Genomic DNA, 25920 nt, shown 5'->3' on the forward strand with positions numbered 1-25920 from the left:
TATTGCGTTCAGGCAGCCTGAAAATGGAGTTACGCTTTAATCCAGCCTGCACCGCTTTCTTTCACAATATCGCTTAATGCGTCTAGCCATGCGGGGTTGTCGTTTAAGCAGGGGATGTATTGGAATTGCGTGCCGCCTGCGGCGTGGAATTGCTCGCGCCCACGGATGGCGATTTCTTCCATGGTTTCCAAGCAATCGCTCACAAAACCAGGGCAGATAACATCTAGCTTGGTGATTTTGTGTTTGCGTGGCAATTCTTTAAACAGGGTTTGCGTGCTGGGTTCTAGCCATTTGCCTCCGCCAAAACGGCTTTGGAAGGAAACAATGTAGTCTTGCTCGCTTAAGCCTAATTCCAGCGCAACAAGGCGGGCGGTTTCGCGGCATTCTTGCGCATAGGGGTCGCCCAAATCGCTGTGTTTTTGCGGGATGCTGTGGAAGCTAAACATCAGTTTTTCGCCTGCGCCGTATTGTTTGCGATAGGCGGTGATTTGTTGGGCAAGGGCGCGGATGTAGCCTGCGTGGTAATAAAAGCGGGCGATGGTGCGCGCCGACATTTGGTTGCGCTCGTGTTCCAATTCGTCTAACACTTTATCCAGCGCGGCGCCAGTGCTGCTGCCTGCGTATTGCGGATATAGCGGCAACACAATCACCCGCCCCACGCCTTTGCTTTTGAGCGTGCTCATGGCTTCGTGGATGCTGGGTTTGCCGTAGCTCATGGCGTAGGCGCAATGGATGTTTTCAGGCAGCCTTTCGCGCAGGCCTTCCAGCTGGCGGTGGGTGAACACTTTGAGCGGCGAGCCTTCTTTGAGCCAGATTTTTTCGTATAAGCGGGCGGCATGGCGGCTGCGCAGCGGCAGGATGATGCCGCGCAGCAGCGGCTGCCACAGCCAAGGGGAAAGCTCTATCACGCGCGGGTCGGATAAAAAATCGCGCAAAAAGGGGCGAACGGCTTCGGGCGTGGGCGCTTCGGGCGTGCCAAGATTAACGAGTAAAACGCCGACTTGGTTTTGCTCGGCAAGGGGGATGGAAAATTCGGGGTGAAAATTCATGGTTTAAAACCGCGCAAGGCGGCGTTGTTGATGGGGAGTGTGAGGCGGTTTTAGCTACGCTGAACTTCGTTTCAGGCTGCCTCTGCTATGAATTACACATAGCTTTTGCTGCGGGTTAAATCCATAATCAGCAAGGGATTATCTTCGCGCATTTTGTCAATTAACTCTTGGCAACGGTAGGTTTTGGGTTCTTGCCACAGCCAGTCTAACTCGGCTTGGGTGAGCCCCACCATTTGCAGAAATTGCACCTTTCCGTTGGGCGTGTCTATTTCGGGCAGTTTGGGGTCGGGCGCAAAGGCGATGCCCACAATGGCGGTGTCGGTGTCCAGCCGCACGGGACCGTTGGCAGGGATAAAGTGATAGGGTTCAAACCATTTGCCGCTGTCAAACACATAGCGAGCAAGGTTGTTCATCACATTAATCACCCATATAGGCTCATGGTTTGCGCCGTTTTGGTTTTTGTCGTCTACAACAGGGGCAATGCGGCAGGTAAATTCAAAACCCCATTTGCTGAAATCGGCTTCGGCGCTTTCGGGGTCAAAATACAACTCGCTCATGCCGTAGGAAATCAGATGGCGGTGGAACTGCTGCTCTTCGCAATCGTAGATGCTTACGCCGTCTAGTGGGTCTTCGCCACCTATCATGTATTTGACGATGGTGCCGTAGTGGCGCGGCTCTTGGTTGGGATAAAGGGCGTCAATGGCGACATCTATGGCGTTCCAGCCTACGGCTTCGTCTTCGCTGAATTGGGCGCGGTATTCTGCTTCGGTCATGTCTTGCTCCTTGTGGGGATGGGGCTGGGATGCTGATGGGGCGCGTTCCAGTTTTGGCTTCGCGCTCATTTTCAGGCTGCCTTTGTTTATTCGGCACTAATCTGCGCCAACAGGCGGCAGGCTCATTTCCAGCACGCTTTGTGTTTGGCGCGCGCGAAAATCCGCCAGCTTTTGCGCCAGCCCGTTATCCTGATTTGCCAACAGCGACACGGCAAACAAGGCGGCATTGGCTGCGCCTGCTTCGCCGATGGCAAAGGTGGCAACAGGCACGCCCTTGGGCATTTGCACGATAGAAAGCAGCGAATCTTCGCCGCGCAAGTATTTGCTGGGCACGGGCACGCCGAGCACGGGCAAGGTGGTTTGCGCGGCAACCATGCCAGGTAGATGCGCTGCGCCGCCTGCGCCTGCGATGATGGCTTGCAAACCGCGCTCGCGGGCGGTTTTGGCGTAGTCAAACATTAAATCGGGGGTGCGATGGGCGGAAACGACTTGGGTTTCGTAGTCCACGCCGAATTGTTGCAGCATTTTGGCGGCGTGTTCCATGATGTGCCAATCGCTGTTGCTGCCCATGATGATGCCTATTTTTGCCATGGCGGATTATCCTTTTCGCTACGCTGAACGGGGTTTCAGGCTGCCTTATTTGAAGAAATCGCCCATGCCTGCGGGCAGGCCTTGGGTGAACTGCGCCATTTTGGCGGAAGTGGCGGCTTCGCCTTTTTCGTGCGCGTCGTTGATGGCGGCGAGGATGAGGTCTTCCAGCATTTCGGGGTCGTCTGCGGCTTCGCTGATTAAATCGGGGCTGATGCTGATTTTGCGCACGACGTGGCTGCATGTGGCGGTTACTTTGACCAAGCCGTTGCCTGCTTGCCCTTCTACTTCGGTTTGCGCGAGTTCCGCTTGCGCTTTTTTCATGTTTTCTTGCATTTTTTGGGCTTGTTGCATCAAGCCGCCGAGTCCTGCTTTGCCGAACATGGGGTGCTCCTGTGGATGGTGTGATGGGAATGAATAAGGCAGCCTGAAAAGGGGTCTAGCTGTTTTCAGGCTGCATGAAATGGGCGCGATTATAGCATTATTTAATAGGGGGTGGTTTGGGATGGGTTGGGGGATGAGGCAGCCTGAAAATCGGTCTATTCAGCAAAAATCGTTTGGCTCAACATCAAACGATTTTGTTTTTTCAGGCTGCCTTTGGGGCGGCAAAGATTGGGCAAGCGGCGTGCGCAGCGGAGCTGCACACCCTACGTGGTTGGTGTAAACAATGATGGGAGGGGTAAACAGTTATGTCGGCGAGCCGCCGACGCTCCATTGGGTTGGGTTTTAGCTTCGCAATCCGCTTCGCTACGCAGGCTGCCTTTTGTTGACACGATAAGGCAGCCTGAAAAATGGGTGGTAGCGTTTTCAGGCTGCCTTTACCGTTGGGTGAGTATGCGTTTGGCGGCTTCTACGCCCCACCATGCGGCTTCTTCAAACACGGAGTAGCCGCTCAAATCGCTGTGGGCGAAGTGCAGGCGCGATTGGTGCCGGCGCAGGGCGAGCAGGGTGGGCTGGGTAAGGTAGCCTGCGCTCGGGACGCTCATGGCGTGGGCGCGGATGGTGATGCCGATGTGGGCGACGTGTTGCCAGAAGCGTTTGCCGCCGTATGCGGTGAGCAGGTCTTGGGCGGCGATGTCTAGTAGGTCGCTGGGCTCGGCGGTGAGCAGTTGGCGGCGGACGTTGGCGGGGCTGCTGTGGTTGAGGGCGGTGTAGGCGGTGAAGATGGTGTGGCTGGGGCGGGCGACGTGGATGTGTTGGTGGCTGGCGACAACGTAGCCCAGCCCGCGGCTGCCGTACACGATGTTGTCCCATGCCAGTTCGCTACGCTTGGGCTCGGCGGGGAAGCTGTGGAGTACGAAATTGCTAATCAGCCACGGGGCGGAGGGGGGCAGCCTGAAATCGGCGGCGAAGCCGTAGCGTTGGGGGCTTTGGATGATGCGCTGGGCGATGTTGAGCGGCATGGCGCAGATGACATTTTGGGCGCGGATAAGGCGGGTGTCGCCTGTGCGGATGTGGCGCAGGGTAACGCGCACGTGGTCGTTTTGCTCGGCGATTTGGGTGGCGATGTAGGGGTAGCTTTCAGGCTGCCTGAATGTGAGTTCGCGGGCGTTGGGCAGTTGCGGGCGGCTTTGGATTTGGGCGTGGCGGCGCAGGGCTTCGGATAGGTGGTTGAGGCCGTCTGCCCATGTGAGCACGGGGGCGTGTTCGTTGCCGCGGGCGGTGAAGTAGTGCAGCCCTGCGTAGGCGGACACTTGGTCTATGCCTTGCCCGTAGTCGTCGCGGCAGCAGTAATCCAGATACCAAAGCAGGCTGGGGGATTGGTAGCCTTGGGCGGCGAGCCATTGGGCGAAGGTGTAGCGGTCTAGTTCGCGCCATTGGGCATCTTGCGATGACAGGGCGATGGGGATGGCGAAGAGTTTGCGCCCGTCGCTGCCGCGTGCGTGCAAAAGCTGGGCAACGAGGGCGAAGAAGCGGCGGATGTCGGGGTCGTGCGGCTGGGGGATGATGCCTTCCTGCCATGCGCCGTTAATCAGCAGGCGTTCGTCGGGGGCGTTGACGAGGTCGGTATCGCGGTAGATGGGTTTGCCTGCGCTGTCGTAGCCTTCGATGATGCCCAAATCGGCAAGCATTTGGCGGATGTGGCTGCTTTCGGCGGAGGGCTGGGCGAGGTAGTGCGCGCCGCTGGGGGCGATGAGCGGCGGTTCGCTGGTTTGAGACGTTTTAGCTTCGCTGAAATTCGCTTTGCTCATTTTCAGGCTGCCTGAATAGGCGTAGGCGGCGTTGTTGCCGTTGCGTTCAAAGCCTTCGGCGAGGCAGAAATTGGTGTAGCCATTGCGGGTGAAGTGCCACGCGGCGGAAAGCGCGGCGGCGCCGCTGCCGAGTATCAGCGTTTCGCAAACATGTTCGCGGCTTGGGGCGGCGTTGAGTTGCTGGTCGCGCAGCAGGTGGGCAAGCGGCAAGCCGACTTTGTTTACACTGATGCCGGGAGGGCGCGCAAGATAGCGGTAGCCCAGCCATGATGCGGAGGCGGCGGTGGCGAGGGTGGCGGTGGATTGCAGGAATTGGCGGCGGTTCATGGTGGATGTTGAGGCAGCCTGAAAACGGCTTGGATGGATAGAAAGGGAAAGGCGAATTTTACAACGGATGGTGGGCTTTATCCGCTTTCGCTGTGCCAACCTGCTTTTCAGGCTGCCTTTATGCCTTTCTTTCATATCTTTTAGAACGCCGCTTGGCATAACGAATATTCAAAACCATTCTTGGAAAACAAAATTTCAAAAGACTATGATTGCGCCGCATTGCCAACCGACAACCCGCCAAAAGGAACACAATCATGTCAAAAAAACTGCTTTTCACCGTATCCGACAGCACGCCCCTGCCCGAGCTATACCGCCGCTTGGTGCAAGCCATCGACCTATTGGAACAACACATCGGCTACGCTCACAAACGCGCCCTGCCCACGGTAAAACAAGCGATTGACCACATGCGCCGCTTTGTGTCGGGCGAGCTGGGTACCGACGAAGGCGCGAAACTGTGGTTCAAAAAGCTCACCAAGCTCGCCGAAGAAGTGGGCGACATGACCCCCGAGCAATCCGCCTATGTTTTGGCCGCCGCCGAAGTGGGGCACGCCGCATCGCACATGGGGCATGTGAACATGGCCCTGAGCCGCGGCGGACGCACCGAAGCCGATGCCGAATATGTGAAACTGCAAACCGCCTATGTGAACTTCGCGTTTAAAGGCGTGGACGAATTTCTCGCGCTGGTAGACGGCAAAATCCAGCCCTATTTCGCCTTTAACGATGAAGCCGTTGCGGCGTAAGCAAGAGCGGTTTCAGGCTGCCTTTATCGGCGCGCCCAAGGCAGCCTGAAAACATAAAAACTTTTCACTCACCTCAATCCCCCCAACGGAGCCACCCATGACCCCGCAGCAAACCCAGTTCAAAGCCGACCGCTTCTCAAACTACGCCTACGCCGTCATCGTCCCCCAAGGCGGCGCAAGCTACGCCGAGCAAGCCGCCGACATCATCGCGCAAATCCAGCAGCACTTTGCCGGCAAACAAATCGTCCGCCAAACCGTGTTCCTGCGCGATGCCGACCGCCTAGACGAAACCGCGCAGCTCTTTGCCGCGCAACAAGGCGCAGCGCAGCCGCTGACCGCGTTTGTGAGCCAAGCCCCTGCCGACGGCAACCTGCTCGCCGCCGAAATCGTTGCCGTGTCGGGCGCAGAAGTTACCCGCGTAAACAACGGATTAACCAAAGTGCAGCATAACGGCATCACCTTTGTTCACATCCAAGCCGATGCCTACCTCGGCGGCAAAGCCCCGCGCGAAAATGCCTACGCCGATACCCTCGCCGTGTTAAACGACAACATCGCGCTACTCAAACAAGGCGGCGCAAGGCTAGACCAAGTGTTCCGCACATGGTTCTACATGGGCAGCATCGTCGCCCCCGATAACCGCGTTGCCAACCAAGAACAACGCTACAAAGAACTCAACCGCGCCCGCACCGATGCTTTTGGCGACACCGCATTCCTAAAAGGCAGCCTGAAAAGCCAACCCAATTTTGACGTGTACCCCGCATCCACAGGCATCGGCATGGGCGGCGAAGACGTTGCCCTTGGCAGCACCGCGCTCATCACCAGCCGTGCCGACGTGTTTACCCTGCCGCTGGAAAACCCCCGCCAAACCCCCGCCTTTGAATACGCGCGGCATTACAGCCCCGAAACGCCCAAATTCGCCCGCGCCATGGCGGTGGTATACGACAACCAAGCCGCCGTGTATGTATCAGGCACCGCCTCCATCACCGCATCCGAAACCCAACACATCGGCAACACCGCCAAGCAAACCGAAGAAACGCTGCTCAACATCGCCGCGCTCATCGCCCCCGAAAACTTCGCCGCATCAGGCTTCGCAGGCTACGGCGCAACGCTGCAAGATTTAGCCGTCGTCCGCGCCTATGTGAAACACGCCGCCGATTACGAAACCGTCCGCGCCGTATGCGAACGGCAGCTGCAAGGCGTGCCCGTGGTTTACACCATCGGCGATGTGTGCCGCGATGATTTGCTGGTGGAGCTGGAAGCCGTCGCCCATATCCAAAAGGCAGCCTGAAACAAAGTTTACCCCCCCGCAAAGGACAAAACCATGACCACACTCTACGACATCACCGACTACTCGCTAGACCAACTCTACGACTACTACGAGCGCACCATCGCCCAAGCCGAAAGCCTGAAAGACCAAGCCCATCCGCGCACCCTATTCCACGTAGAATCCGCCCTGCGCGATTTTCGCAAATTCGGCGCAGGCGAATTAGACATTGACCTTGGCACCAAACGCTGGTTTCGCGTGATGTCGCACCTGGTGGAAGAAGTCGCCGACATGGACAACAGCCAAACCGCCTACATTCTCGCCCTAGCCGAAATCGGACACGCCGCCGCCCACTTGGGGCACCTCAACACCGCACTCAGCCGCGGCGGGCGCACCGAAGCCGATGTGAAATACGAAGCGCTCAACCGCGCCTATGTAGGCTTCGGTTTCAAATGCGCGGAAACCTATTTGGGGCTGATGCAACACTAAGGCAGCCTGAAAACGCGTTTGCGCAATCAAACAACCGGCAATGCAAAAAGGCGGATTTCCCATCCGCCCTTTTTTGTCCGCTCCTATCGCGTAAATAAACCGCGCACACGCAAAAAGGCAGCCTGAAACGACTATTTATCGTTTTCAGGCTGCCCTTTAATCAGCAAAATTACTCAGCCGCAGCAACCACAGCCACAGTAATTGTTGCTACTGCATCAGCGTGCAAAGCCACTTCAATTTCGTATTCGCCAACCGCTTTGAACGGACCTTCTGGCAAACGAACGTTAGATTTCAACGCTTCCACACCAGTAGCCACAATCGCCGCAGCAATATCCGCATTGGTAACAGAACCGAACAAGCGACCGTCCACACCCGCTTTTTGCGCGATGGTAATGGTTTGACCGTGCAATTTAGCTTGACGCGCTTGCGCATCAGCCAAAATTGCCGCTTGTTTCGCTTCCAATTCAGCGCGGCGTGCTTCAAACTCTTTTAAGTTTGCTTCGGTAGCGCGTTTGGCTTTGGCAGTAGGAATCAAAAAATTGCGTGCGTAACCGTTTTTTACGGGTACCACATCACCCAAGTTGCCCAAACCAGCAACGCGTTCCAACAAGATAATTTGCATAATGTGAACTCCTAATTATTTATGTTGGTCAGTGTAAGGCAACAAAGCCAAGAAACGAGCGCGTTTCACAGCAACAGCCAATTGGCGTTGGTAGTGCGCTTTTGTGCCAGTGATGCGAGCGGGAATGATTTTGCCGTTTTCAGTAATGAAATCTTTAAGCAAATCAACTTGTTTGTAATCCACTTCTTGGATTTTTTCAGCCGTAAAACGGCAGAATTTGCGACGTTTAAATGTTTGACGAGCCATGTCGTTTAACCTTTATATTCTTGAATATTTTGAATTCGCAACACAGGGCGGAAAATTCTTTGGCTGCGTTGGGCTAAAAAGCCGCTCACCTCAACCATTGTGCCGATTTTGTGTTGCCATGCTTTGGCTTGCTCACCGATAATCTTTGCGGGCAGTTCAAATTTGACTTGATGCTGCAAACCGTTTTCTTCTTGCACGCTTTCGTGTTGCAACACCACATCCAACACAGGAACACCTGCCGGCGTGTAGCGCAAAACATCCACTTTGTGCAACAGAGCGGTGAGCTGAAACTGATTGTTCAATTAGGCTTCAGCAGTTGCTTCGCCAGCAGCTTCGCCGTTAAGCAGATTTTTAGATTTTTCGCCTTGCATCATCACAGACGGCTCGGTTACGGCTGCTTTCTTTTGAATGGTCAGATGACGCAATACCGCATCGTTGAAGCGGAAACCTGTTTCCAATTCTTCGATGATTGCGGGAGTGGCTTCAATGTTCATCAACACATAATGCGCTTTATGCAATTTGTTGATTTGGTAAGCCAATTGGCGGCGGCCCCAGTCTTCCAAGCGGTGGATTTTACCACCTGCTTCAGTAATCATGGATTTATAGCGTTCAACCATAGCGGGCACTTGCTCGCTTTGGTCTGGATGAACGATAAACACGATTTCGTAATGACGCATGTTATCTCCTTACGGTTGGTTAAAAAACAGCCGCCCGCCATGCGATTGCGGGCAGCAAGGTTGCAAAACGGCGGATTATAATAATGTTTGCCATGCAAGCGCAAGTTTTTCTGATTTTCGCGTATAATTGCGCTTTAATTTTATGAACAATCAACAACGAGAAGCGAATGGAAAAGAAACCCGTTTTAAGCAAACAAGAAATTTTGGCGTTGCGCGCTCGGGCGCATCATTTGAACCCTGTGGTGATGGTGGGCCAGCATGGTTTAACCGAGGCGGTCATCCGCGAAACGGAAACGGCATTGCGTGCACATGAATTGATTAAAGTGCGCGTGTTGGGCGATGAGCGCGATGAACGTTTGCTAATTGGCGAAGCTTTGTGCGCGGCAACAGGGGCGCAGTTGGTGCAGCATATCGGCAAACTGTTGGTGTTATACCGCGAACGCCCGGATGACGAATAACCCTAAGGCAGCCTGAAAGCGGGTTTACGAGCTTCTGCAAAGCTAAAAACCAAAACAGCTCAAATCGCGCAGATTGAGCTGTTTTTATATTTCGGGATGGCGTTACATCGACCCGTCGTTTTTCAGCAATGAAAACAAGGGCACGTTTTTTTCGCGGATTTTTTTGCCGCCGTCCAAATCGGTGAATTCCAAAATGGCGCAGGCTTCCACCACTTCACCGCCTAGCCTGCGAATCAGCTCCACGCCTGCCAGCATGGTGCCGCCTGTGGCGACCAAGTCGTCAATCAGCAACACGCGGCTGCCTTCGCGAATGGCATCTTTGTGGATTTCTACGGTGGCTTCGCCGTATTCCAGCGCGTAGGTTTGCGAAATGGTGTCAAACGGCAGCTTGCCTTTTTTGCGAATCGGCACAAAGCCAACGTTTAATTGATACGCCAACGCCGCGCCGATAATGAATCCGCGCGCTTCCAAGCCTGCCACCACGTCGATGTTTTGCCCCATGTAGTGATAGGTGAACAAATCCACCAGCAAGCGGAAATATTCGGGGCTTTGCAATACGGTGGTGATGTCGTGAAACAGAATGCCGTCTTTGGGAAAATTGGGGATTTTGCGGATTTGTGCGGCGAGATTATCCACGCCCATCACATCTGGGTGAAAACGCATTTTTTGTTGATTTCCATAAGTAAAAATCGCATTATAATCACATTTTACATTTCGGGCAGCCTGAAAATAATAGGCAGCCTGCGTAGCGAAGCGGAGTTGCGAAGCTAAAATGAGCAAAGCGAATTTCAGCGAAGCTAAAACAACCAATCACCCAACCACAACCACCCCCAACAAGGAACACCCCATGTGCCAACTACTCGGCATGAATTGCAACACCCCCACCGACATCGGCTTCTCGTTCGCAGGCTTTTCCAAACGCGGCGGGCTCACCGACCACCACACCGATGGCTTTGGCATCGGCTTTTTTGAAGGGCGCGGCTTGCGCCTGTTTTTAGACGACAAGCCCAGCGCGCAATCGCCCGTTGCCGAGCTGGTTCGCAATTACCACATCAAATCAGAAAACGTCATCGCCCACATCCGCAAAGCATCGCAAGGCATCAACTCGCTGGAAAACACCCACCCCTTTCAGCGCGAAATGTGGGGCGGCTATTGGCTGTTTGCCCACAACGGGCAACTGCGCCCCAGCTTCGCGCCCGATTTCAACGGCAAAGCCTATCGCCCCGTTGGCTGCACCGATTCCGAGCAAGCCTTCTGCTACCTGCTCAACCGCCTGCGCGCCCAATTCCCCGACCGACCCTGCCCCAACACGCTGTTTGACGCGCTTGCCGAGCTGTGCGCCGAAATCCGCCAGCATGGCATGTTCAACTTCATCCTATCGGACGGGCGCGTGATGTATGCCCACGCCAGCACTCTGCTCTACTACATCACCCGCCAGCCACCCTTTGGGCAAGCCCATCTGATTGATGAAGACATGGCAATAGACTTCGCCAAAGTAACCACGCCCAACGACCGCGTAACCGTTATCACCACCCTGCCCTTAACCGACAACGAAACCTGGCAACAATTCGCCTGCGATGAGCTGATGATGTTTGATCACGGCAAACTTGTGCGCCGCCACCGCCCCGAAAACCCTGTTTACTTAACCCAAGAAGAAGGCTTGGAAATCGCGCGCAAAGCAGGCGTGAGCGTGTAAAATTCTTGTTCACAACCCATTTTCAGGCTGCCTTGGGCGTTGCTTGGGTTTGAGCGTTTTCATGGCGTCTTGCCACCATACCCACGCTTTAAAAGTTCACACATTGCTTGGCAATTTTTAAAATGGCAAAAAATAACCCATTTAGGCAGCCTGAAAAAAGGTTGCCTAAAATCGTTTTCAGGCTGCCTTTTATTGCCATCGCGCCCACCATTGATGCAGCCTGAAAACATCTAGCAGCAACATCCCATTGTTTTCCATGCGTTTATTGCGTCTCACGCCCAACCGTTTTCAGGCTGCCGCAACCCATGCAGCCTGAAAAATAGGCACTCAACCTTAAACACAGTAAAATAGTGCCTTTTTTTGGCAGCCTGAAACCGAGCAAAGCGCATTTCAGCCCAGCCAAACCCCATCCACAATCGCAAAATAAGGAGAAATCACATGAAAGGCATCATCCTAGCTGGCGGCAGCGGTACCCGTCTTTCCCCCATCACTCGCGGTGTATCCAAGCAGCTTTTGCCCATCTACGACAAACCGATGATTTACTACCCCCTGTCGGTGCTGATGCTGGCAGGCATTCGCGAAATTTTGGTCATCACCACGCCCGAAGACAACCACGCCTTTCGCCGCTTATTAGGCGATGGCAGCTGCTTTGGCATCAGCATTCAATACGCCGAGCAGCCCAGCCCCGATGGGCTTGCCCAAGCCTTTATCATCGGCGAAGAATTTATTGGCGACGACAACGTTTGCTTGGTGTTGGGCGACAATATTTTCTACGGGCAACATTTCAGCCAAACGCTTAAAGCCGCAGCCGAGCAACAACACGGCGCAACCGTGTTTGCCTACCAAGTCAAAGACCCCGAACGCTTTGGCGTGGTGGCGTTTGACGACAATAAAAAAGTGCTCTCCATTGAAGAAAAACCCAAGCAGCCCAAATCCGATTGGGCGGTAACAGGCTTATATTTTTACGACAACCGCGTGGTGGATTTTGCCAAGCAAGTTAAACCCTCCGCTCGCGGCGAGCTGGAAATCACCAGCCTAAACGAAATGTATCTGAACGACGGCAGCCTGAACGTGCAACTGTTGGGGCGCGGCTTCGCATGGCTGGATACAGGCACACACGAAAGCCTGCACGATGCCGCCGCCTTTGTGCGCACCATTCAAAACATCCAAAACCTGCAAGTTGCCTGCTTGGAAGAAATCGCTTGGCGCAACGGCTGGCTCACTTCCGAGCAGCTGCGCCAGTTTGCCGAGCCGATGAAGAAAAACGAATACGGGCAACACCTGCTGCGTCTCATCAACAAAGAAAACCAATAGGCAGCCTGAAAAAGCAAGGCGGATTTCCCATCCGCCCTTTTTTCCATTTTGCATCCCATTTTCAGGCTGCCTCAACCCTTTTTATTCGCGCCAGATTAAACATGACCCACCCATTCCGCCGTTCCCGCTTCTTTCGCCACACGCTGCCCGATGCCAACATCTCTGAGCTGGGCAACATCCGTTCCCTGCATCTGGGCACGCCCACCATCCAAAGCTCTATGAACATCCACAACCCCAGCGAGCTGGTGCTGTCATACAGCCGCGCGATGATGAGCTGGATGCTGTTTGCCGACGATGTGCCGCAAAACATCCTACAAATCGGCTTGGGCGGCGGCTCGTTTGCCCGCTGGCTGGCGGAATATTTGCCCGAAGCCAAGCAAATCTGCATTGAAATCAATCCGCAAGTGATCAAAATCGCCCGCGCTTCGTTTTGCCTGCCGCCCGAAGGTGAGCAGTTTCAAATCATAGAAGCGGACGGCGCGGAATACGTCCAAATTCTGAATCGCAGCACCGACCTGATTTTGGTGGACGGCTTTGACGGCGTGCAAATTATTGATGAACTGGTGGGCGAACCTTTTTTCCACGACAGCCAGCAAGCGCTCAGCGAACACGGCATTTTTGCGACCAACTGGTGGAGCGGCGACAAACGCTATCCGCTGTTTATCCAACGCCTGCGCACCATTTTTCACAACCGCGTGCTGGAAATCCCCGCCGAAACGCATGGCAACATCGCCGTGCTCGCGTTCAACCGCACGCCCGAGCTGAACTTGGACAAGCTGAAAAAACGCGCCCACAGCCTTACCGACCGCTTCGGGCTGAACTTCCCGCGCATGCTCGCCGATGCCAAAGCCCGCAACGCGCATAACGGCAAAGCGTTTCAGTTTTAAGTCCCTCGCCATGCCGCAAACCATCCAACTCCGCCCCAACCTATTCCTGCTGCCCATTGCCAACCAAGCCGACAGCCGCACCATCCAGCAGCTATTGGAGCAAACCAACGCAGTAGAATGTCTAAACTATCTACCCGCCCCCAATGCCGACATCTGGCAGTTTCGCTTTCAAAACGCCGACTTAACCGTCTGCAACGACAGCGCGGAAGGCTTAGACATCCGCTTCACCCAGCCGCAAGACCAAGCCGCCGCCGAACAACTGGCGCAAACCCTGTTTGCCACATGGTATAAGGCAGCCTGAAAACCCATTTCTATCCACACACCTCAACCCAAGGACCCCCCCATGATTACCCTCAACACCCTCCGCGCCATGAAAGCCAACGGCGACAAAATCACCATGCTCACTTGCTACGAAGCCAGCTTCGCCGCCCTGATGAACCGCGCAGGCATTGACATCCTGCTGGTTGGCGACTCGCTGGGCATGACCGTGCAAGGGCAAAGCAGCACCCTGCCCGTTAGCCTAGACCACATGGTTTACCACACCGAAAACGTCGCCCGTGGCAACAGCAACAGCCTCATCCTCGCCGACCTGCCCTTCGGTAGCTACCAGCAAAGCAAAGAACAAGCCTTCGCCGCAGCCGCCGCGCTGATGGCAGCGGGCGCACACATGGTAAAACTGGAAGGCGGCGCGGTGCTCGCCGAAACCACGCAATTTTTGCAAGCACGCGGCATCCCCGTGTGCGCCCACATCGGGCTTACTCCGCAATATGTAAACATTTTCGGCGGCTACAAAGTGCAAGGGCGCGGCGATGCCGCAGCCGCCGTGCTCGCCGATGCCCAAGCGCACGACGCAGCAGGCGCCGGCATGATACTGATGGAATGCGTGCCCGCCGCGCTGGGCAAAGCCATCACCCAAGCCGTCGCCTGCCCCACCATCGGCATCGGCGCGGGCAAAGACACCGACGGGCAAGTGCTGGTGATGCACGATATGCTCGGCGTGTACCACGGCAAAACCGCCAAATTCGTCAAAAACTTTATGGACGGGCAAAACAGCATCCAAGCCGCCGTGGAAGCCTATGTGCGCGAAGTCAAAGCAGGCACCTTCCCCGGCGCGGAACACACATTTGAATGACACGGCTCCACCCTTTTCAGGCTGCCGTATACCGCATCCGTTCAAGGCAGCCTGAAAACGAACGTTTGAACTTGGCTGCACCAAACCGCGTTTCAAGCTGCCCATACGGCACACGTTTACAAAGCAGCCTGAAAACCAATCGGATGCCGAGCAACTACCGCGCAACCCCAAAGGCAGCCTGAAAACGAGTACCCCCCGCTTTCAGGCTGCCTACCAAAAAAGGACACCCCATGCAAGCCACCGTTTACCTAGAAGACCAAGACCACATCGCCCTGTGCGACCTGCTCAAACTGGCGGGGCTCGCCGAAAGCGGCGGGCAAGCCAAAGCCCTCATCGCCGCAGGGCAAGTGCAGCGCAACGGCGCAACCGAAACCCGCAAAACCGCCAAAATCCGCGCAGGCGAAATCATCACTCTCCACGGCAACGAGCTAGAAATCCAAGCAGGCTACGACCCAGAGGCAGCCTGAAATCTATATTCACTTTAAAATCAACATCATGACCCTCCTCACCCTAGAAAACGCCAGCTTCGCAGTCGGACACGTCCCCCTGCTAGACCACACCGCCTTCCAACTCGCGCAAGGCGAAAAAATCGGGCTCATCGGGCGCAACGGCGCAGGCAAATCCACCCTGCTCAAAATCCTTGCAGGCGTGCAAAAGCTCGACGACGGGCAACTCATCATCCAAAGCAGCCTGAAAATCGTCTATGTGCCGCAAGAAAGCCAATTCGCGCCCGACGCAAGCGTGTTTGACATCGTATCCGAAGGCTTGGGCACCATGCGCGACGTGCTGCGCCGCTACCACCAAATCAGCCACGAACTAGAACACAGCCAAAACAACGACTTAATCAAAGAACTCAACACTCTGCAAAACCAAATTGAAGCGCAAAACGGCTGGCAATTTGATGCCGCCATCCGCCAAACTATTAGCGAGCTTGGGCTGCCTGAAAACGAGCGCATCGGCAACCTATCAGGCGGGCAAAAAAAGCGCGTCGCCCTCGCCCAAGCATGGGTGCAAAAACCCGACGTATTGCTGCTGGACGAACCCACCAACCACCTAGACATCGACGCGATTATCTGGCTGGAAAACCTGCTGCGCGGCTTTTCAGGCAGCCTCATCGTCATCACCCACGACCGCCGCTTTTTGGACAACATCGCCACCCGCATCGTCGAACTGGACCGCGGCACGCTGCGCTCGTATGACGGCAGCTTCGCCAAATACAGCGAGAAAAAAGCGCAAGAACTCGCCGTAGAAGCCGAACACAACCGCCTGTTTGACAAATTTCACGCGCAAGAAGAAGCATGGATACGCAAAGGCATAGAAGCGCGCCGCACCCGCAACGAAGGGCGCGTTAAACGCTTGGAAGAATTGCGAAAACAACGCGCCGCCCGCCGCGAGCGGCAAGGGCAAGTGTCGTTCCAGCTTAACGCGGGCGAAAAAAGCGGCAAAATCGTCGTCGAGCTGGAACACGCCTCGTTCCAATACGACAACAAACTGATTATGAACGACTTTTCCGCTATCATCCAACGCGGCGACAAAATCGGCTTAATCGGCGCCAACGGCATCGGCAAAACCACCTTTCTCAAACTCATCCTCGGCGAATTGCAGCCTACGCGTGGCAAAATCCGCATCGGCAGCAAGCAAGAAGTCGCCTATTTTGACCAATTTCGCAGCGCGTTAAACGAGCAAGACACCGTGTTCTACACCATCGGGCAAGGCAACGATTTTGTGGAAATCGGCGGCAAAAAACGCCATGTGATGAGCTACTTGGAAGACTTTTTATTCCACCCCGCCCGCGCCCAATCGCCCGTGTCCTCGCTATCAGGCGGCGAGCGCAACCGCCTGCTGCTTGCCAAGCTGTTCACCCGCACCGCCAATATTTTGGTGCTAGACGAGCCCACCAACGACTTGGACATCGACACGCAAGAATTGCTGGAAGACCTGCTGCGCGACTACACGGGCACGGTGTTCCTCGTCAGCCACGACCGTATGTTTCTAGACAACGTCATCACGCAAAGCATAGTGTTCGAGGGCAACGGCAGCCTGAAAGAATACATCGGCGGCTATCAGGATTATGTGGACGCCAAAGCGCGCGAAAGCAAAATTCAGGCTGCCCCCGCCGCCGCGCAGGAAAAGCAGCCTGAAAAAGAAAAACCCAAAGCCAACCGCACGGTGAAACTATCGTACAAAGAACAGCGCGAACTGGACGCACTGCCCGACGAAATCGCCGCGCTGGAAGCCGAGCAGGCCGAAATCAACGCCGCGCTTTCCCATCCCGACATCTTTAAGGACTACGAACAAGCAGGCGCATTGCAAGCGCGCGCGGAAGAAATCGAGCTGGCGTTGTTGGAGAAATTGGAACGCTGGGAAATGCTGGAAGCGAAGCAAAGCGGCAGCGCATAACAAAATAGAAACCTTTGCCAAGCCCCGAGGCAGCCTGAAAGACATAGATGCCGCCATTCCAGCTCAGGCGGGAATGACGGAGGTGGATACAGCCGTTGTTTGCCAAAACTTCACAAAACCAAAGGCAGCCTGAAAATCCCGTTTCAGGCTGCCTTTTCTTGTTCGCGTTGTCATTTAATCAACAACCCAATTTCGGATTGCCAATCAAAGCGCGCACGGCTTCTTGGTCTTTTTTGCGAATTTGCTCCGCCAGCGTAAACAGGCGGTGGGTTAATTCCGCGTCGTCTTGTGCGCTGGATTTGGCGGAAATCAAAATCGCCGCCAACTGCATGGCTTGGAATTTATCCAAATATTGCGTGTCTTGCATGGTAACGTCCTTTCATTGCACGTTCGAACCTGTATTCACTACTCTCATAGGCAGCCTGAAAACGGAAAACACGTTTTCAGGCTGCCCCAGGGCGTGTCGGCATTCAACTTTTGCAGCGGATTTTGCATCATAAAATGGCAGATGCAAGGCAAAAATGCGAGCCTACGTTGTCCATAGGCGAGTATTTTTAACGCAGCAGATGCCGTTTTAGGGCGAAAAAGCCGCCAAAATGTTGATTGTCAACACGCCCTAATGATTATTCGGGCTTGTTGCCCCCGCCGCGACGGCGCAGCACCGCAGGCGTTTCAAAATCATCAATCACCGATTGGCTGGCAAAATCCGCCGCCACCAAATTCGCGCTGTGCACATCGCGCGCCGAACGGAAAATGCTGTTCATTTTGTGACTGTAATCAGGCTCAACGGGCGCAGCCGCATGGCGGTGCGTGGTTAAGCTGGATTCGTTTTTCTCTTTCAAACCCGTGGCGATAATGGTGATGCGAATCACATCTTCTGCCATGGATTCATCTTCGGCAGTACCGAATTTCAGCTCGGCATCGGGCGAAGCGTATTCGTTCACCACCGCCATGATTTCTTCGTATTCGTCCAAAATAAACGCATCGGGCGCGGTGGTAATGTTCACCAACACGCCGCGCGCGCCGCTCAGGCTCACATCGTCCAGCAAGGGGCTGGAAATGGCTTGCTCCACGGCGATGCGGGCGCGGTCTGTGCCTTTGGATTCGCCGATGCCCATCATCGCCATGCCTGTGATGCTCATCATGTTTTTCACATCGGCAAAGTCCAAGTTAATCAAACCTGGGCTGGTAATCATCTCGGAAATGCCCGCCACGCCGTTGCGCAGCACGTTGTTTGCCGCGCGGAACGCCTCGCGCACGGTAACGCCCTTGCCCAACGCGGTGAGCAATTTATCATTGGGCACAACAATTAAAGAATCCACATGTTGTTTCAACAAATCAATGCCTTGCTGCGCCACAATGCCGCGTTTGCCTTCGTGTTTGAACGGGCGCGTTACCACGGCAACGGTCAAAATGCCCATTTCTTTGGCGATTTCGGCAATCACAGGGGCTGCACCTGTGCCTGTGCCGCCGCCCATGCCTGTGGTGATGAACAACATGTTCGCGCCGCTGATGGCTGCGGAAATCGCCTCGCGGTCTTCCAACGCGGCATCGCGCCCCACATCGGGGTTTGCGCCCGCGCCCAAGCCGCGCGTCAAACTGGCACCGAGCTGGATTTTGTTGGCGGCGTTGTTGTTTGCCAATGATTGGGCATCGGTGTTCGCGCTGATGTATTCCACGCCCTGAATCGGGTTGTCAATCATGTTGTTGATGGCATTGCAACCGCCGCCGCCCACCCCGATGACTTTAATCACGGCGGGTCCGGTGTTGCCTTCGGCTAAGTTGTAAACAGAATGGTTGTTCATAGAGTTAAGCTCCAAAATGCGCTTGTCGTTATTGTGAAAATGGATTTTCAGGCTGCCTCATGCGGTTTCAAACGGGGATAGGCAGCCTGAAAAAAGATTAGAGATTGTTTTTCATCCAATTAATCGTTCTGCTTATCCAGCTTGGCTTGCGCGGTATCGGCTCGGGCGGCAGCAGCAAATCATTGGGTTCGTTGTCTTCGCGTGGCGAGGGCGTGGGGCGTTTTTCGTTTTTGCTGATAACGGGCTTCTCGGCAACGGTGTTGCTGGTGCGGCGATTGGGTTTACCCGCGCTGATGCCGTTTTGCTGGGCGCGTTTTTTCGCGGCGTGCAGCAAGCCGATTACCGTGGCATAGCGCGGATTGCGGATGCGGTCGGATAAGGTGCCCACTTCTTGCGGCACGCCAATGCGCGCGGGCAAGTTGAACACATCTTCTGCCAGTTCCACCACACCACGCAGCAAAGATGCGCCGCCTGTCAGCACGATGCCCGAAGTTAAAACTTCTTCGGGGAAGCCCGCACGGCGCAGTTCGTTTAACGTGAGCTCCAAAATTTCTTCCACGCGCGGTCCAATCACGCTGGCGAGCGTGCGGCGCGAGATTTGGCGTGGCAAACGGTCGCCCACGCTGGGCACTTCCACCATTTCATCCAAGCCTTCCAAGTTTTCCAAAGCCACGCCGTGGAAAATTTTGATGCGCTCGGCAGCGGTGTAAGGCGTGCGCAGGGCTTGCGCCAAATCGCGGGTAATCAAATCGCCCGCAATCGGGATAACGGCGGTGTGGCGAATCGCGCCGTTGGTGTAAACGGCGATGTCGGTTGTGCCACCGCCGATGTCAATCACGCAAACGCCCAGTTCTTTTTCGTCTTCGGTGAGCACCGCATCGGCGGAAACCAGCGGTTGCAGCATGATTTCGTCTACTTTCAAGCCACAGCGCTCAATGCATTTTTGCACGTTTTGCAAGGCAGTTACTGCGCCTGTGATGATGTGCACGCGCGTATCCAAGCGCACGCCACTCATGCCAATGGGCTCGCGCACGCCCGGTTGGTTGTCGATGATGTATTCTTGCACCACGGTGTGCAAAATTTGGTGGTCGGGGGGGATGTTCACCGCTTTGGCGGTGTCTTTGGCGCGTTCAATGTCGGCTTTGGTTACTTCGCCGTCTTTGATTTTGACCACGCCTTGCGAATTAAGGCTGCGAATGTGGTTGCCTGATATGCCTGTTACCACACTGGTAATTTTGCATTCCGCCATGCGCTCGGCTTCACTCATTGCTTGATGGATGGCTTGGGCAGTGGCATCAATGTTGGTAACCATGCCTGCTTTTAAGCCGCGAGATTCGGCTAATCCCATACCTACGATGTTGATTTCATCCGCCACCACTTCGCCAATTAAGGCGATGACTTTTGATGTACCGACATCTAGTGCGCTAACGTATTGCTTATTTTCAGCCATATTTTTGTTCCAGTTTATTGTTTTTTGGGTTTGGTTTTTGCTTGAATTTTGGCGATGTTTTTCTTGGGTTTATCGCTTTGTTTGGGGGAAGATTGATTGCTGGGGGCAGTGATAAGTTCATCATCCAGCATCATGTCTTCAATATTGGGCTCGGGCGGCGGGGCATCGGAGCGCAGCCGTGTGGCAAATGCGTCTTGATAGCGCATATCCACATAATCAATATATTGCGCTCTGGCTTGCAAATAGCGGGGAAACGATTGCACAAACCGCGCCATGCGTGTGCTGGTTTCGTCTTTGCCGAGGCGAACTTCTATGCCGTTGTTGAGCATCATCGACCATGCACCGCGCGGGCTATATTGTAAACGGATAATCCTTAATCGCAAAGGTTTGAGTTGATTATTAAAATTTTCGTATTGTTCAAACATCACTTTTTGTTCGTTCACATCGCCGTCAAACTCGGGCAATTCTTCGGCATAGGCAGCCTGAAACACCTCGCCTTTGGTGGAGACCAGCCCCGCTTGCTCGCCGTTGCGTATCCAGCGGGCGGCGGGTTCGTATTCGTCTATGGTTACTTTGATTTGGGCGGGGGGAATGCGGTCAATTTTCACGCTGCGCACCCAGTCTAATTTGCTGGCGGCGCGTTGGGCTTCGTGTAGGTTTACGTTGAAAAAGCTGCCTGTTAAATAGGGGCGCATGGTTTCAAACAGCCGTTTTTTATCGGCATGGTGCAGTTTTTCTGAACCATCGGGAGTAACGATGGTGATTTCGGCGATTTGAAAATAGGGCTGGCGTGAGAGCCAAATGCCGCCTGTCATCAGCAGGAATAGGAGCGTCAGGTAAAGCAAAAATCTCACGGCGGCTTCCTATTTGCTGAACGCGGTTTGCAAAATGGCAACGCATAAATCGGCAAATCCGATGCCTTTTTGTTGCGCGGCTTTGGGGATGAGGCTGTGGCCGGTCATGCCGGGGAGGGTGTTGACTTCTAAGATATAGATTTTGCCCGCTGCGTCTTTCAGAAAATCCACGCGCCCGCAGGTGTTGCCGCCGCCGATGGCGGCAAAGGCTTGCCGGGCGAGGCTTTGCATAAGCTGCTCATCCTCTGCGCTTAAATCGGAGGGGCAAAGGTAAACGGTGTCGTTGCGTTGGTATTTGGCTTCCCAGTCGTAAAAATCGTTTTGCGGGATGATGCGGATGCTGGGCAGGGCTTGTTGGTTGAGCACGCCGCAGGTGTATTCGCCGCCCGACATAAATTGTTCGGCAAGGATTTCGCCGTGTAGGTTTTCGCGGCGCAGTTGGCGGTAGATTTGGGCGAGTTCGCCTGCTTGGCAGACTTTGTGCACGCCTACGCTGCTGCCTTCGGCGGCGGGTTTGATAAACAGGGGTAAGCCAAGTTGTTGTTCTACGGCGGTGAAGTCGCTATCGTCGTGCAATACGGCAAAGGCGGGGATGGGCAAGCCGAGTGCCTGCCAGATGAGTTTGCAGCGGTATTTATCCATGCCGAGCGCGGAGGCGAGCACGCCGCAGCCTGTGTAGGGGATGCCGAGCGCTTCGAGCGCGCCTTGCACGGTGCCGTCTTCGCCGTAGGTGCCGTGTAGGATGTTAAAGGCAGCTTGAAAACCTTGGGTTTTAAGTTCGGCGAGGTTGGTTTCGGCGGGGTCAAACGGGTGGGCATCAATGCCTTTGCTTTGCAGGGCGGCGAGGATGGCTTTGCCGCTGGCAAGGGAGATTTCGCGTTCTGATGAGAAGCCGCCCATTAGGACGGCGATTTTGCCGAAGGATTGGGGTGATTGCATGATGGATGGGGCTTTCTTGCTGCGGGGGTGAGTTTCAGGCTGCCTTTGGGGTGGGGTTTATTTGTTTTCAGGCTGCCTTGAGTGTTTGTAACGATGGTGATGGTGGAGTGTTTGCGGTGGTGCGTGGCGAAGCCACATACCCTACTTGCTAAACGATGTTTCAGGCTGCCTTTATGTTTTGGCTATTTTGGCGACGAGCCGTCGCCGTTCCATATATTTTATTTCAGGCTGCCTTTTGCTGCGCCAAATCCACCAAGCCTTGCGCCACGCGGTTGATGCTGCCCGCGCCCATGGTGAGCACCACATCGCCGTCTTGCAACACGTTGTGCAACAGGGTTTCGGGCACGGCGTTCACATCGGCGCAGTAGATGGGTTCCAGCTTGCCATGCACGCGCACGGCGCGGGTGAGCGCGCGGCTATCGGCGGCGACAATCGGCTCTTCGCCTGCGGCGTAAACATCGGTTAAAACAAGCGCGTCCACGCTGTTGAGAATGGTAACAAAATCTTCAAACAAATCGCGGGTGCGGGTGTAGCGATGCGGCTGGAAGGCAAGCACTAGGCGGTTATTGGGGAACGCGCCGCGCGCGGCGGACAACGTGGCTTGCATTTCCACGGGGTGATGCCCGTAATCGTCGATAACGAGCGCTTTGCCGCCTTGGGGTAGGTTGATTTCGCCGTAGCTTTGGAAGCGGCGCCCTACTCCGCCAAAGGTTGCCAAGCCTTGTTGGATGGCTTCAACAGGAGCTTTGCATTCTAGTGCCACGCCGATGCTGGCGAGCGCGTTGAGCACGTTGTGTCGCCCTGCGCAGTTGAGCGTTACATCAAATGTTTGCACGCTGTTATCGGCGTGTTTGCGGTTTACAGTGAACTGCATTTGCGCGTCGTGGGTGCGCACGTTGCTTGCCCAGAGGTCGGCGGTTTCGTCGTCGATGGCGTAGGTGGCGAAGGGTTTTTGGATTTTGGGCAGGATGGCGCGAACATTGGCGCTATCTATGCACAAAAAGGCTTTGCCGTAAAACGGCATGCGGTGCACGAAGTCAATAAACGCTTGGCGCAGTTTGTCGGCATCGTGGTTGTAGGTGTCCATGTGGTCTTCGTCGATATTGGTGATGACGGTGAACACGGGCGATAGATATAAAAACGATGCATCGCTTTCGTCGGCTTCGGCAACCATCCATGTGCCTTTGCCCAGCTTGGCGTTGGTGCCTGCGGCGGTGAGTTTGCCGCCGATGATGAAGGTGGGGTCTAGCCCTGCTGCGCCCAAAATGGATGCGGTGAGACTGGTGGTGGTGGTTTTGCCGTGCGTGCCTGCGATGGCGATGCTTTCGCGAAAGCGCATGATTTCTGCCAACATCATGGCGCGGGGGATAACGGGAATATGGCGGGCGATGGCAGCCTGAATTTCGGGATTGTCTTGCTTGATGGCGGTGGAGGCGACCACCACTTCTGCGCCGTCAATGTGCTCGGCGGTGTGCCCAGGGAATACGCGCACGCCGAGGCTGCTGAGATGGCGCGTGGTGGCGCTTTGCGCTTGGTCTGACCCCGACACGTTAAAGCCTAGATTGTGTAGCACTTCGGCGATGCCGCACATGCCTGAACCGCCGATGCCGACGAAGTGGATATTTTTGACTCTGTTTTTCATGTTGATGGGCTTTCGTGTGGGAGTTTGGGGCGCAAAAAAGGGCGTATTTTAAAGTGTGTTAAGAAATTGTGCTATGCGCTTTGCATATTTTTTCAGGCTGCCTTTGTTTACACGATTAAGGCAGTCTGAAAGTGGGCGTGGCAATGGCTTGTCGCCAAGCGTGTGTTGAATTGGGTGGGGTGGATTGCCAAGATGTCGGCGAGCCGTCGCTCGCTCCATTTTAAATTTCAGGCTGCCTTTGTTCGCACGATTAGGCAGCCTGAAAAACAATCTATTCAGCAAAAATCATTGGGTAAAACGCCAAGCGATTTTGCTTTTTCAGGCTGCCTCAAATTGGGCGAGCCATTCAAGGATGATTTCGCGGTTGGACGGCGAGAACACTTTGTCGGCGGCTTCCCGCGCGGGCAGCCATGCGTAGGCGGAATGTTCGCTTAATATGGGCGCGCTGCCTGCGGGGATTTGGGCGGAGAACCAATGCTCGGTGTTGCGGGTGATGCCTGCGGGGTAGCGGTGTCGCCAATGGGGGTAGATTTCGTATTCTACGCTGCGATGCCAGTCGCGCAGTTGGTTCGGATGCAGCCTGAAACCTGTTTCTTCGGCGACTTCGCGCAAGGCAGCCTGAAACGGGGGTTCGTTGGGCGTGTTCAGGCTGCCTGTGATGGATTGCCAAAAGCCGTCGGGGTTGAGGCGGTTAAACAGAAGTACGTTGCCTGCGTTGTCGTGCAGCAGGATAAGCACGGAGATGGGGATTTTTTTGGACATGGTGGGGTGGTGGGGTTGAGGCAGCCTGAAAGTGGGGTTAGTGAGGCTGGGCGTGTTTTCAGGCTGCCTATTTTGTGGTTGGCGGTCTATGGGCTTGGTGGGCAAGCGTGGTTTATTTGGCTTGGGTTTGATTTGGCGACGAGCCGTTGTTGCTCCATTGGGTTACTGAATTTGCTTATAGTCGCTCCAATTAAGCCTTATACAGCGTTGGCTCGCCTTGCTGTACTACTTGTACTATCTGCGGCTCGCCGCCTTGTATAAGACTTAATTGGAGCGACTATAGTTTTGAGGATGGGGGGTTTGCAAACTATTGGAGGCAGCCTGAAACATGGTTTGGCGTAGTCCAAAGCAAACTGATGTGGAGATGGTAATAGTTGGAGCAACGTTGTATTACATTTTCAAGCTGCCTTGGTTGCCATAGAGGCAGCCTGAAAATCCATCAGGCAAGGTTGTACTCATTTTCAGGCTGCCTCTGTTTACAAGGCTGGCTGGGTTAAAACCGCCGTTTCAGTTTGCACGCTTGCAGAATTTCCACGGCAAGTTCTTCCACGGATTTATGCGTGGTGTTGGCAAATGGGATGGCGTGGCGGCGGTAGATGGCTTGCGCGTCGGCGATTTCTTGTTTGCAGGTGTTGAGGTGGGCGTAGGTGGAATTGGGGCGGCGTTCTTGGCGGATGTGGTGCAGGCGGCTGGGTTCTATGGTGAGCCCGAATAGTTTGCTGCGATAGGGTTTGACCATGCGCGGTAGGTCGTCGCTGTCTAGGTCGTCTGGCGTGAGCGGGTAGTTGGCGGCGCGGATGCCGTATTGCAGGGCGAGATACAGGCAGGTGGGGGTTTTGCCGCTGCGCGATACGCCCAGCAGAATCACATCGGCTTCTTGCAGCTCGCGGTCGGACACGCCGTCGTCGTGGTTTAGGGCGAAATTGACGGCTTCCATGCGGGCATCGTAGCGGACTACGTCGTCGGCGCGGCTGCGCACGGTGTGGCGGGCGGGTTTGTCTAGCTCTTGTTCTAGCTGCCCCAAAAAAGCATCAAAAAAGCTGAAATGGGCAGCGGTGGCGGTTTTGACGATGGCGCGGATTTCGTTGTTGACCACGCTGGAAAACACCAGCGGATGAATGTTCTCGCGCTCGGCGGTGGCGTTGATTTGCGCAACAAGGGCGTGGGCTTTTTCGGGGCTGTCAATAAAGGGATGGGTGCTGCGCTTGAACGCAAGTTCGCTAAATTGTTCCAGCAGGGCGTTGCCCATGTTTTCGGAGGTGAGACCGGTGCGGTCGGAGACGAAGAAGACGGAGCGGGGGGCGGACATGGCGGTTTCCTTTGTGGACTGTGGATGGGATAAACGGCTGCGGCAAATGCGCGGGATAGGCGAATTATAGTTTGAATGGGCGTTTGAGGCAGCCTGAAAACGAACGAAGTGAGTTTCGGCGAAGCCAAAACGAGTGTACAGGCTTTTGCGAAGACAAAACGAGTTTGCAGGTTTTGAAATTGAACGGCGTTTCAGCCTGCCTCTGCCTGTTGCAGCCGAATGCTGCGGTCAAACAGCGCCTTCACGCCGCTTTGGTGGCTGATGCCGACCACCAGCGTGTCGGGCAGCGCGGTTTTCAGCATCTG

At 55.0% G+C, this 25920-nt stretch carries 30 protein-coding genes; 12 read left to right on the forward strand and 18 right to left on the reverse strand.

Features of this window, described 5'->3' with window-relative positions; translation table 11 throughout:
- Nucleotides 1-29: 29 nt before the first annotated feature.
- The 5 genes from hemH to H3L93_RS06360 form a co-directional block, all read right to left on the reverse strand.
- Entirely contained in the window at nucleotides 30-1049 is a 1020-nt protein-coding gene (gene hemH / locus H3L93_RS06340) for a ferrochelatase (protein WP_003795181.1), read from the reverse strand.
- A gap of 92 nt (nucleotides 1050-1141) precedes the next feature.
- Nucleotides 1142-1822 carry a suppressor of fused domain protein gene (locus tag H3L93_RS06345; RefSeq protein ID WP_040558416.1) on the reverse strand — a complete coding sequence of 227 codons (681 nt, stop codon included), beginning with the start codon at nucleotides 1820-1822 and terminating at the stop codon, nucleotides 1142-1144.
- Nucleotides 1823-1918: 96 nt separating this feature from the next.
- A complete protein-coding gene (purE, locus tag H3L93_RS06350) occupies nucleotides 1919-2413 on the reverse strand; it encodes a 5-(carboxyamino)imidazole ribonucleotide mutase (protein ID WP_003795177.1) in 495 nt (164 codons plus the stop codon).
- Between the two features lie 45 nt (nucleotides 2414-2458).
- Nucleotides 2459-2794 (reverse strand): YbaB/EbfC family nucleoid-associated protein, encoded by a 336-nt coding sequence (locus tag H3L93_RS06355; protein ID WP_003795175.1) that lies wholly within the window; start codon nucleotides 2792-2794, stop codon nucleotides 2459-2461.
- Nucleotides 2795-3228: 434 nt separating this feature from the next.
- Entirely contained in the window at nucleotides 3229-4929 is a 1701-nt protein-coding gene (locus H3L93_RS06360) for a hypothetical protein (protein ID WP_040558180.1), read from the reverse strand.
- 254 nt (nucleotides 4930-5183) lie between these two features.
- Here H3L93_RS06360 and H3L93_RS06365 point away from each other — a divergent pair, with 254 nt between their 5' ends.
- The 3 genes from H3L93_RS06365 to H3L93_RS06375 all read left to right on the forward strand — a co-directional run bounded on the left by H3L93_RS06365 (nucleotide 5184) and on the right by H3L93_RS06375 (nucleotide 7422).
- On the forward strand, nucleotides 5184-5669 hold the full coding sequence (locus tag H3L93_RS06365; protein ID WP_003795168.1) for a hypothetical protein: 486 nt from the start codon (nucleotides 5184-5186) through the stop codon (nucleotides 5667-5669).
- Nucleotides 5670-5766: 97 nt separating this feature from the next.
- Nucleotides 5767-6957, forward strand: coding sequence for a RidA family protein (locus H3L93_RS06370; protein WP_003795167.1), 1191 nt, complete (start codon nucleotides 5767-5769; stop codon nucleotides 6955-6957).
- A gap of 33 nt (nucleotides 6958-6990) precedes the next feature.
- Complete coding sequence (locus H3L93_RS06375) at nucleotides 6991-7422, forward strand: hypothetical protein (protein ID WP_003795164.1); 432 nt, start codon at nucleotides 6991-6993, stop codon at nucleotides 7420-7422.
- 169 nt (nucleotides 7423-7591) lie between these two features.
- On the opposite strand, the gene rplI is transcribed toward H3L93_RS06375, so the two are convergent.
- The 4 genes from rplI to rpsF are packed head-to-tail and all read right to left on the reverse strand — an operon-like array spanning nucleotide 7592 to nucleotide 8967.
- Nucleotides 7592-8044, reverse strand: coding sequence for a 50S ribosomal protein L9 (gene rplI / locus H3L93_RS06380; protein ID WP_003795163.1), 453 nt, complete (start codon nucleotides 8042-8044; stop codon nucleotides 7592-7594).
- A gap of 15 nt (nucleotides 8045-8059) precedes the next feature.
- Nucleotides 8060-8290, reverse strand: coding sequence for a 30S ribosomal protein S18 (gene rpsR / locus H3L93_RS06385; RefSeq protein ID WP_002641495.1), 231 nt, complete (start codon nucleotides 8288-8290; stop codon nucleotides 8060-8062).
- A 5-nt stretch (nucleotides 8291-8295) separates the two neighbouring features.
- Complete coding sequence (gene priB / locus H3L93_RS06390) at nucleotides 8296-8592, reverse strand: primosomal replication protein N (RefSeq protein ID WP_003795161.1); 297 nt, start codon at nucleotides 8590-8592, stop codon at nucleotides 8296-8298.
- Entirely contained in the window at nucleotides 8593-8967 is a 375-nt protein-coding gene (gene rpsF, locus H3L93_RS06395; RefSeq protein ID WP_003795159.1) for a 30S ribosomal protein S6, read from the reverse strand.
- A gap of 167 nt (nucleotides 8968-9134) precedes the next feature.
- Here rpsF and yhbY point away from each other — a divergent pair, with 167 nt between their 5' ends.
- Nucleotides 9135-9425: a ribosome assembly RNA-binding protein YhbY gene (gene yhbY / locus H3L93_RS06400; RefSeq protein WP_003795156.1), complete on the forward strand. Its 291-nt coding sequence runs from the start codon at nucleotides 9135-9137 to the stop codon at nucleotides 9423-9425.
- A 102-nt stretch (nucleotides 9426-9527) separates the two neighbouring features.
- On the opposite strand, the gene H3L93_RS06405 is transcribed toward yhbY, so the two are convergent.
- Entirely contained in the window at nucleotides 9528-10088 is a 561-nt protein-coding gene (locus H3L93_RS06405) for an adenine phosphoribosyltransferase (RefSeq protein ID WP_040558178.1), read from the reverse strand.
- A 184-nt stretch (nucleotides 10089-10272) separates the two neighbouring features.
- Between H3L93_RS06405 and H3L93_RS06410 the strand changes: the two genes are divergently transcribed.
- From H3L93_RS06410 to H3L93_RS06445, 8 genes are all read left to right on the forward strand, one after another.
- Complete coding sequence (locus tag H3L93_RS06410) at nucleotides 10273-11121, forward strand: class II glutamine amidotransferase (protein ID WP_003795153.1); 849 nt, start codon at nucleotides 10273-10275, stop codon at nucleotides 11119-11121.
- Between the two features lie 438 nt (nucleotides 11122-11559).
- Nucleotides 11560-12435: a glucose-1-phosphate thymidylyltransferase RfbA gene (gene rfbA / locus H3L93_RS06415; protein ID WP_003795146.1), complete on the forward strand. Its 876-nt coding sequence runs from the start codon at nucleotides 11560-11562 to the stop codon at nucleotides 12433-12435.
- A gap of 101 nt (nucleotides 12436-12536) precedes the next feature.
- Complete coding sequence (locus H3L93_RS06420; protein ID WP_003795142.1) at nucleotides 12537-13322, forward strand: polyamine aminopropyltransferase; 786 nt, start codon at nucleotides 12537-12539, stop codon at nucleotides 13320-13322.
- Between the two features lie 10 nt (nucleotides 13323-13332).
- Nucleotides 13333-13623 (forward strand): hypothetical protein, encoded by a 291-nt coding sequence (locus tag H3L93_RS06425; RefSeq protein ID WP_003795140.1) that lies wholly within the window; start codon nucleotides 13333-13335, stop codon nucleotides 13621-13623.
- Between the two features lie 42 nt (nucleotides 13624-13665).
- Nucleotides 13666-14454, forward strand: a complete 789-nt coding sequence (panB, locus tag H3L93_RS06430) for a 3-methyl-2-oxobutanoate hydroxymethyltransferase (protein ID WP_003795138.1) — start codon at nucleotides 13666-13668, stop codon at nucleotides 14452-14454.
- Entirely contained in the window at nucleotides 14451-14636 is a 186-nt protein-coding gene (locus H3L93_RS06435; RefSeq protein WP_182077716.1) for a hypothetical protein, read from the forward strand. Before panB ends, H3L93_RS06435 begins: the two co-directional genes overlap by 4 nt.
- A 48-nt stretch (nucleotides 14637-14684) precedes the next feature.
- Nucleotides 14685-14921: an RNA-binding S4 domain-containing protein gene (locus H3L93_RS06440; protein ID WP_003795136.1), complete on the forward strand. Its 237-nt coding sequence runs from the start codon at nucleotides 14685-14687 to the stop codon at nucleotides 14919-14921.
- A 28-nt stretch (nucleotides 14922-14949) separates the two neighbouring features.
- On the forward strand, nucleotides 14950-16854 hold the full coding sequence (locus H3L93_RS06445) for an ATP-binding cassette domain-containing protein (protein WP_003795134.1): 1905 nt from the start codon (nucleotides 14950-14952) through the stop codon (nucleotides 16852-16854).
- Nucleotides 16855-17032: 178 nt separating this feature from the next.
- On the opposite strand, the gene H3L93_RS06450 is transcribed toward H3L93_RS06445, so the two are convergent.
- The 8 genes from H3L93_RS06450 to ppsR form a co-directional block, all read right to left on the reverse strand.
- Nucleotides 17033-17221 (reverse strand): hypothetical protein, encoded by a 189-nt coding sequence (locus tag H3L93_RS06450; RefSeq protein ID WP_003795133.1) that lies wholly within the window; start codon nucleotides 17219-17221, stop codon nucleotides 17033-17035.
- Nucleotides 17222-17477: 256 nt separating this feature from the next.
- The gene (ftsZ, locus tag H3L93_RS06455; protein ID WP_003795129.1) at nucleotides 17478-18659 is read right to left on the reverse strand and encodes a cell division protein FtsZ; all 1182 of its coding nucleotides are present in this window, start codon (nucleotides 18657-18659) and stop codon (nucleotides 17478-17480) included.
- 97 nt (nucleotides 18660-18756) lie between these two features.
- A complete protein-coding gene (ftsA, locus tag H3L93_RS06460; RefSeq protein ID WP_003795127.1) occupies nucleotides 18757-20109 on the reverse strand; it encodes a cell division protein FtsA in 1353 nt (450 codons plus the stop codon).
- 14 nt (nucleotides 20110-20123) lie between these two features.
- Nucleotides 20124-20963, reverse strand: a complete 840-nt coding sequence (locus H3L93_RS06465; RefSeq protein ID WP_003795125.1) for a cell division protein FtsQ/DivIB — start codon at nucleotides 20961-20963, stop codon at nucleotides 20124-20126.
- A gap of 9 nt (nucleotides 20964-20972) precedes the next feature.
- Nucleotides 20973-21902: a D-alanine--D-alanine ligase gene (locus H3L93_RS06470; protein ID WP_003795124.1), complete on the reverse strand. Its 930-nt coding sequence runs from the start codon at nucleotides 21900-21902 to the stop codon at nucleotides 20973-20975.
- A gap of 223 nt (nucleotides 21903-22125) precedes the next feature.
- Entirely contained in the window at nucleotides 22126-23544 is a 1419-nt protein-coding gene (murC, locus tag H3L93_RS06475; RefSeq protein WP_003795122.1) for a UDP-N-acetylmuramate--L-alanine ligase, read from the reverse strand.
- Between the two features lie 318 nt (nucleotides 23545-23862).
- Nucleotides 23863-24411, reverse strand: a complete 549-nt coding sequence (gene nudB, locus H3L93_RS06480; RefSeq protein ID WP_003795118.1) for a dihydroneopterin triphosphate diphosphatase — start codon at nucleotides 24409-24411, stop codon at nucleotides 23863-23865.
- A gap of 388 nt (nucleotides 24412-24799) precedes the next feature.
- The gene (ppsR, locus tag H3L93_RS06485) at nucleotides 24800-25615 is read right to left on the reverse strand and encodes a posphoenolpyruvate synthetase regulatory kinase/phosphorylase PpsR (RefSeq protein WP_003795112.1); all 816 of its coding nucleotides are present in this window, start codon (nucleotides 25613-25615) and stop codon (nucleotides 24800-24802) included.
- Between the last annotated feature and the right edge of the window lie 305 nt (nucleotides 25616-25920).

This window comes from Kingella oralis (assembly GCF_014054985.1).
Classification (GTDB): domain Bacteria; phylum Pseudomonadota; class Gammaproteobacteria; order Burkholderiales; family Neisseriaceae; genus Kingella_B; species Kingella_B oralis.

What these genes read in the sequence shown, in the direction of transcription:
- hemH (WP_003795181.1), bottom strand. Translation starts at nt 1,049, where the DNA reads ATGAATTTTCACCCCGAATTTTCCATCCCCCTTGCCGAGCAAAACCAA.
- H3L93_RS06345 (WP_040558416.1), bottom strand. Translation starts at nt 1,822, where the DNA reads ATGACCGAAGCAGAATACCGCGCCCAATTCAGCGAAGACGAAGCCGTA.
- purE (WP_003795177.1), bottom strand. Translation starts at nt 2,413, where the DNA reads ATGGCAAAAATAGGCATCATCATGGGCAGCAACAGCGATTGGCACATC.
- H3L93_RS06355 (WP_003795175.1), bottom strand. Translation starts at nt 2,794, where the DNA reads ATGTTCGGCAAAGCAGGACTCGGCGGCTTGATGCAACAAGCCCAAAAA.
- H3L93_RS06360 (WP_040558180.1), bottom strand. Translation starts at nt 4,929, where the DNA reads ATGAACCGCCGCCAATTCCTGCAATCCACCGCCACCCTCGCCACCGCC.
- H3L93_RS06365 (WP_003795168.1), top strand. Translation starts at nt 5,184, where the DNA reads ATGTCAAAAAAACTGCTTTTCACCGTATCCGACAGCACGCCCCTGCCC.
- H3L93_RS06370 (WP_003795167.1), top strand. Translation starts at nt 5,767, where the DNA reads ATGACCCCGCAGCAAACCCAGTTCAAAGCCGACCGCTTCTCAAACTAC.
- H3L93_RS06375 (WP_003795164.1), top strand. Translation starts at nt 6,991, where the DNA reads ATGACCACACTCTACGACATCACCGACTACTCGCTAGACCAACTCTAC.
- rplI (WP_003795163.1), bottom strand. Translation starts at nt 8,044, where the DNA reads ATGCAAATTATCTTGTTGGAACGCGTTGCTGGTTTGGGCAACTTGGGT.
- rpsR (WP_002641495.1), bottom strand. Translation starts at nt 8,290, where the DNA reads ATGGCTCGTCAAACATTTAAACGTCGCAAATTCTGCCGTTTTACGGCT.
- rpsF (WP_003795159.1), bottom strand. Translation starts at nt 8,967, where the DNA reads ATGCGTCATTACGAAATCGTGTTTATCGTTCATCCAGACCAAAGCGAG.
- yhbY (WP_003795156.1), top strand. Translation starts at nt 9,135, where the DNA reads ATGGAAAAGAAACCCGTTTTAAGCAAACAAGAAATTTTGGCGTTGCGC.
- H3L93_RS06405 (WP_040558178.1), bottom strand. Translation starts at nt 10,088, where the DNA reads ATGCGTTTTCACCCAGATGTGATGGGCGTGGATAATCTCGCCGCACAA.
- H3L93_RS06410 (WP_003795153.1), top strand. Translation starts at nt 10,273, where the DNA reads ATGTGCCAACTACTCGGCATGAATTGCAACACCCCCACCGACATCGGC.
- rfbA (WP_003795146.1), top strand. Translation starts at nt 11,560, where the DNA reads ATGAAAGGCATCATCCTAGCTGGCGGCAGCGGTACCCGTCTTTCCCCC.
- H3L93_RS06420 (WP_003795142.1), top strand. Translation starts at nt 12,537, where the DNA reads ATGACCCACCCATTCCGCCGTTCCCGCTTCTTTCGCCACACGCTGCCC.
- H3L93_RS06425 (WP_003795140.1), top strand. Translation starts at nt 13,333, where the DNA reads ATGCCGCAAACCATCCAACTCCGCCCCAACCTATTCCTGCTGCCCATT.
- panB (WP_003795138.1), top strand. Translation starts at nt 13,666, where the DNA reads ATGATTACCCTCAACACCCTCCGCGCCATGAAAGCCAACGGCGACAAA.
- H3L93_RS06435 (WP_182077716.1), top strand. Translation starts at nt 14,451, where the DNA reads ATGACACGGCTCCACCCTTTTCAGGCTGCCGTATACCGCATCCGTTCA.
- H3L93_RS06440 (WP_003795136.1), top strand. Translation starts at nt 14,685, where the DNA reads ATGCAAGCCACCGTTTACCTAGAAGACCAAGACCACATCGCCCTGTGC.
- H3L93_RS06445 (WP_003795134.1), top strand. Translation starts at nt 14,950, where the DNA reads ATGACCCTCCTCACCCTAGAAAACGCCAGCTTCGCAGTCGGACACGTC.
- H3L93_RS06450 (WP_003795133.1), bottom strand. Translation starts at nt 17,221, where the DNA reads ATGCAAGACACGCAATATTTGGATAAATTCCAAGCCATGCAGTTGGCG.
- ftsZ (WP_003795129.1), bottom strand. Translation starts at nt 18,659, where the DNA reads ATGAACAACCATTCTGTTTACAACTTAGCCGAAGGCAACACCGGACCC.
- ftsA (WP_003795127.1), bottom strand. Translation starts at nt 20,109, where the DNA reads ATGGCTGAAAATAAGCAATACGTTAGCGCACTAGATGTCGGTACATCA.
- H3L93_RS06470 (WP_003795124.1), bottom strand. Translation starts at nt 21,902, where the DNA reads ATGCAATCACCCCAATCCTTCGGCAAAATCGCCGTCCTAATGGGCGGC.
- murC (WP_003795122.1), bottom strand. Translation starts at nt 23,544, where the DNA reads ATGAAAAACAGAGTCAAAAATATCCACTTCGTCGGCATCGGCGGTTCA.
- ppsR (WP_003795112.1), bottom strand. Translation starts at nt 25,615, where the DNA reads ATGTCCGCCCCCCGCTCCGTCTTCTTCGTCTCCGACCGCACCGGTCTC.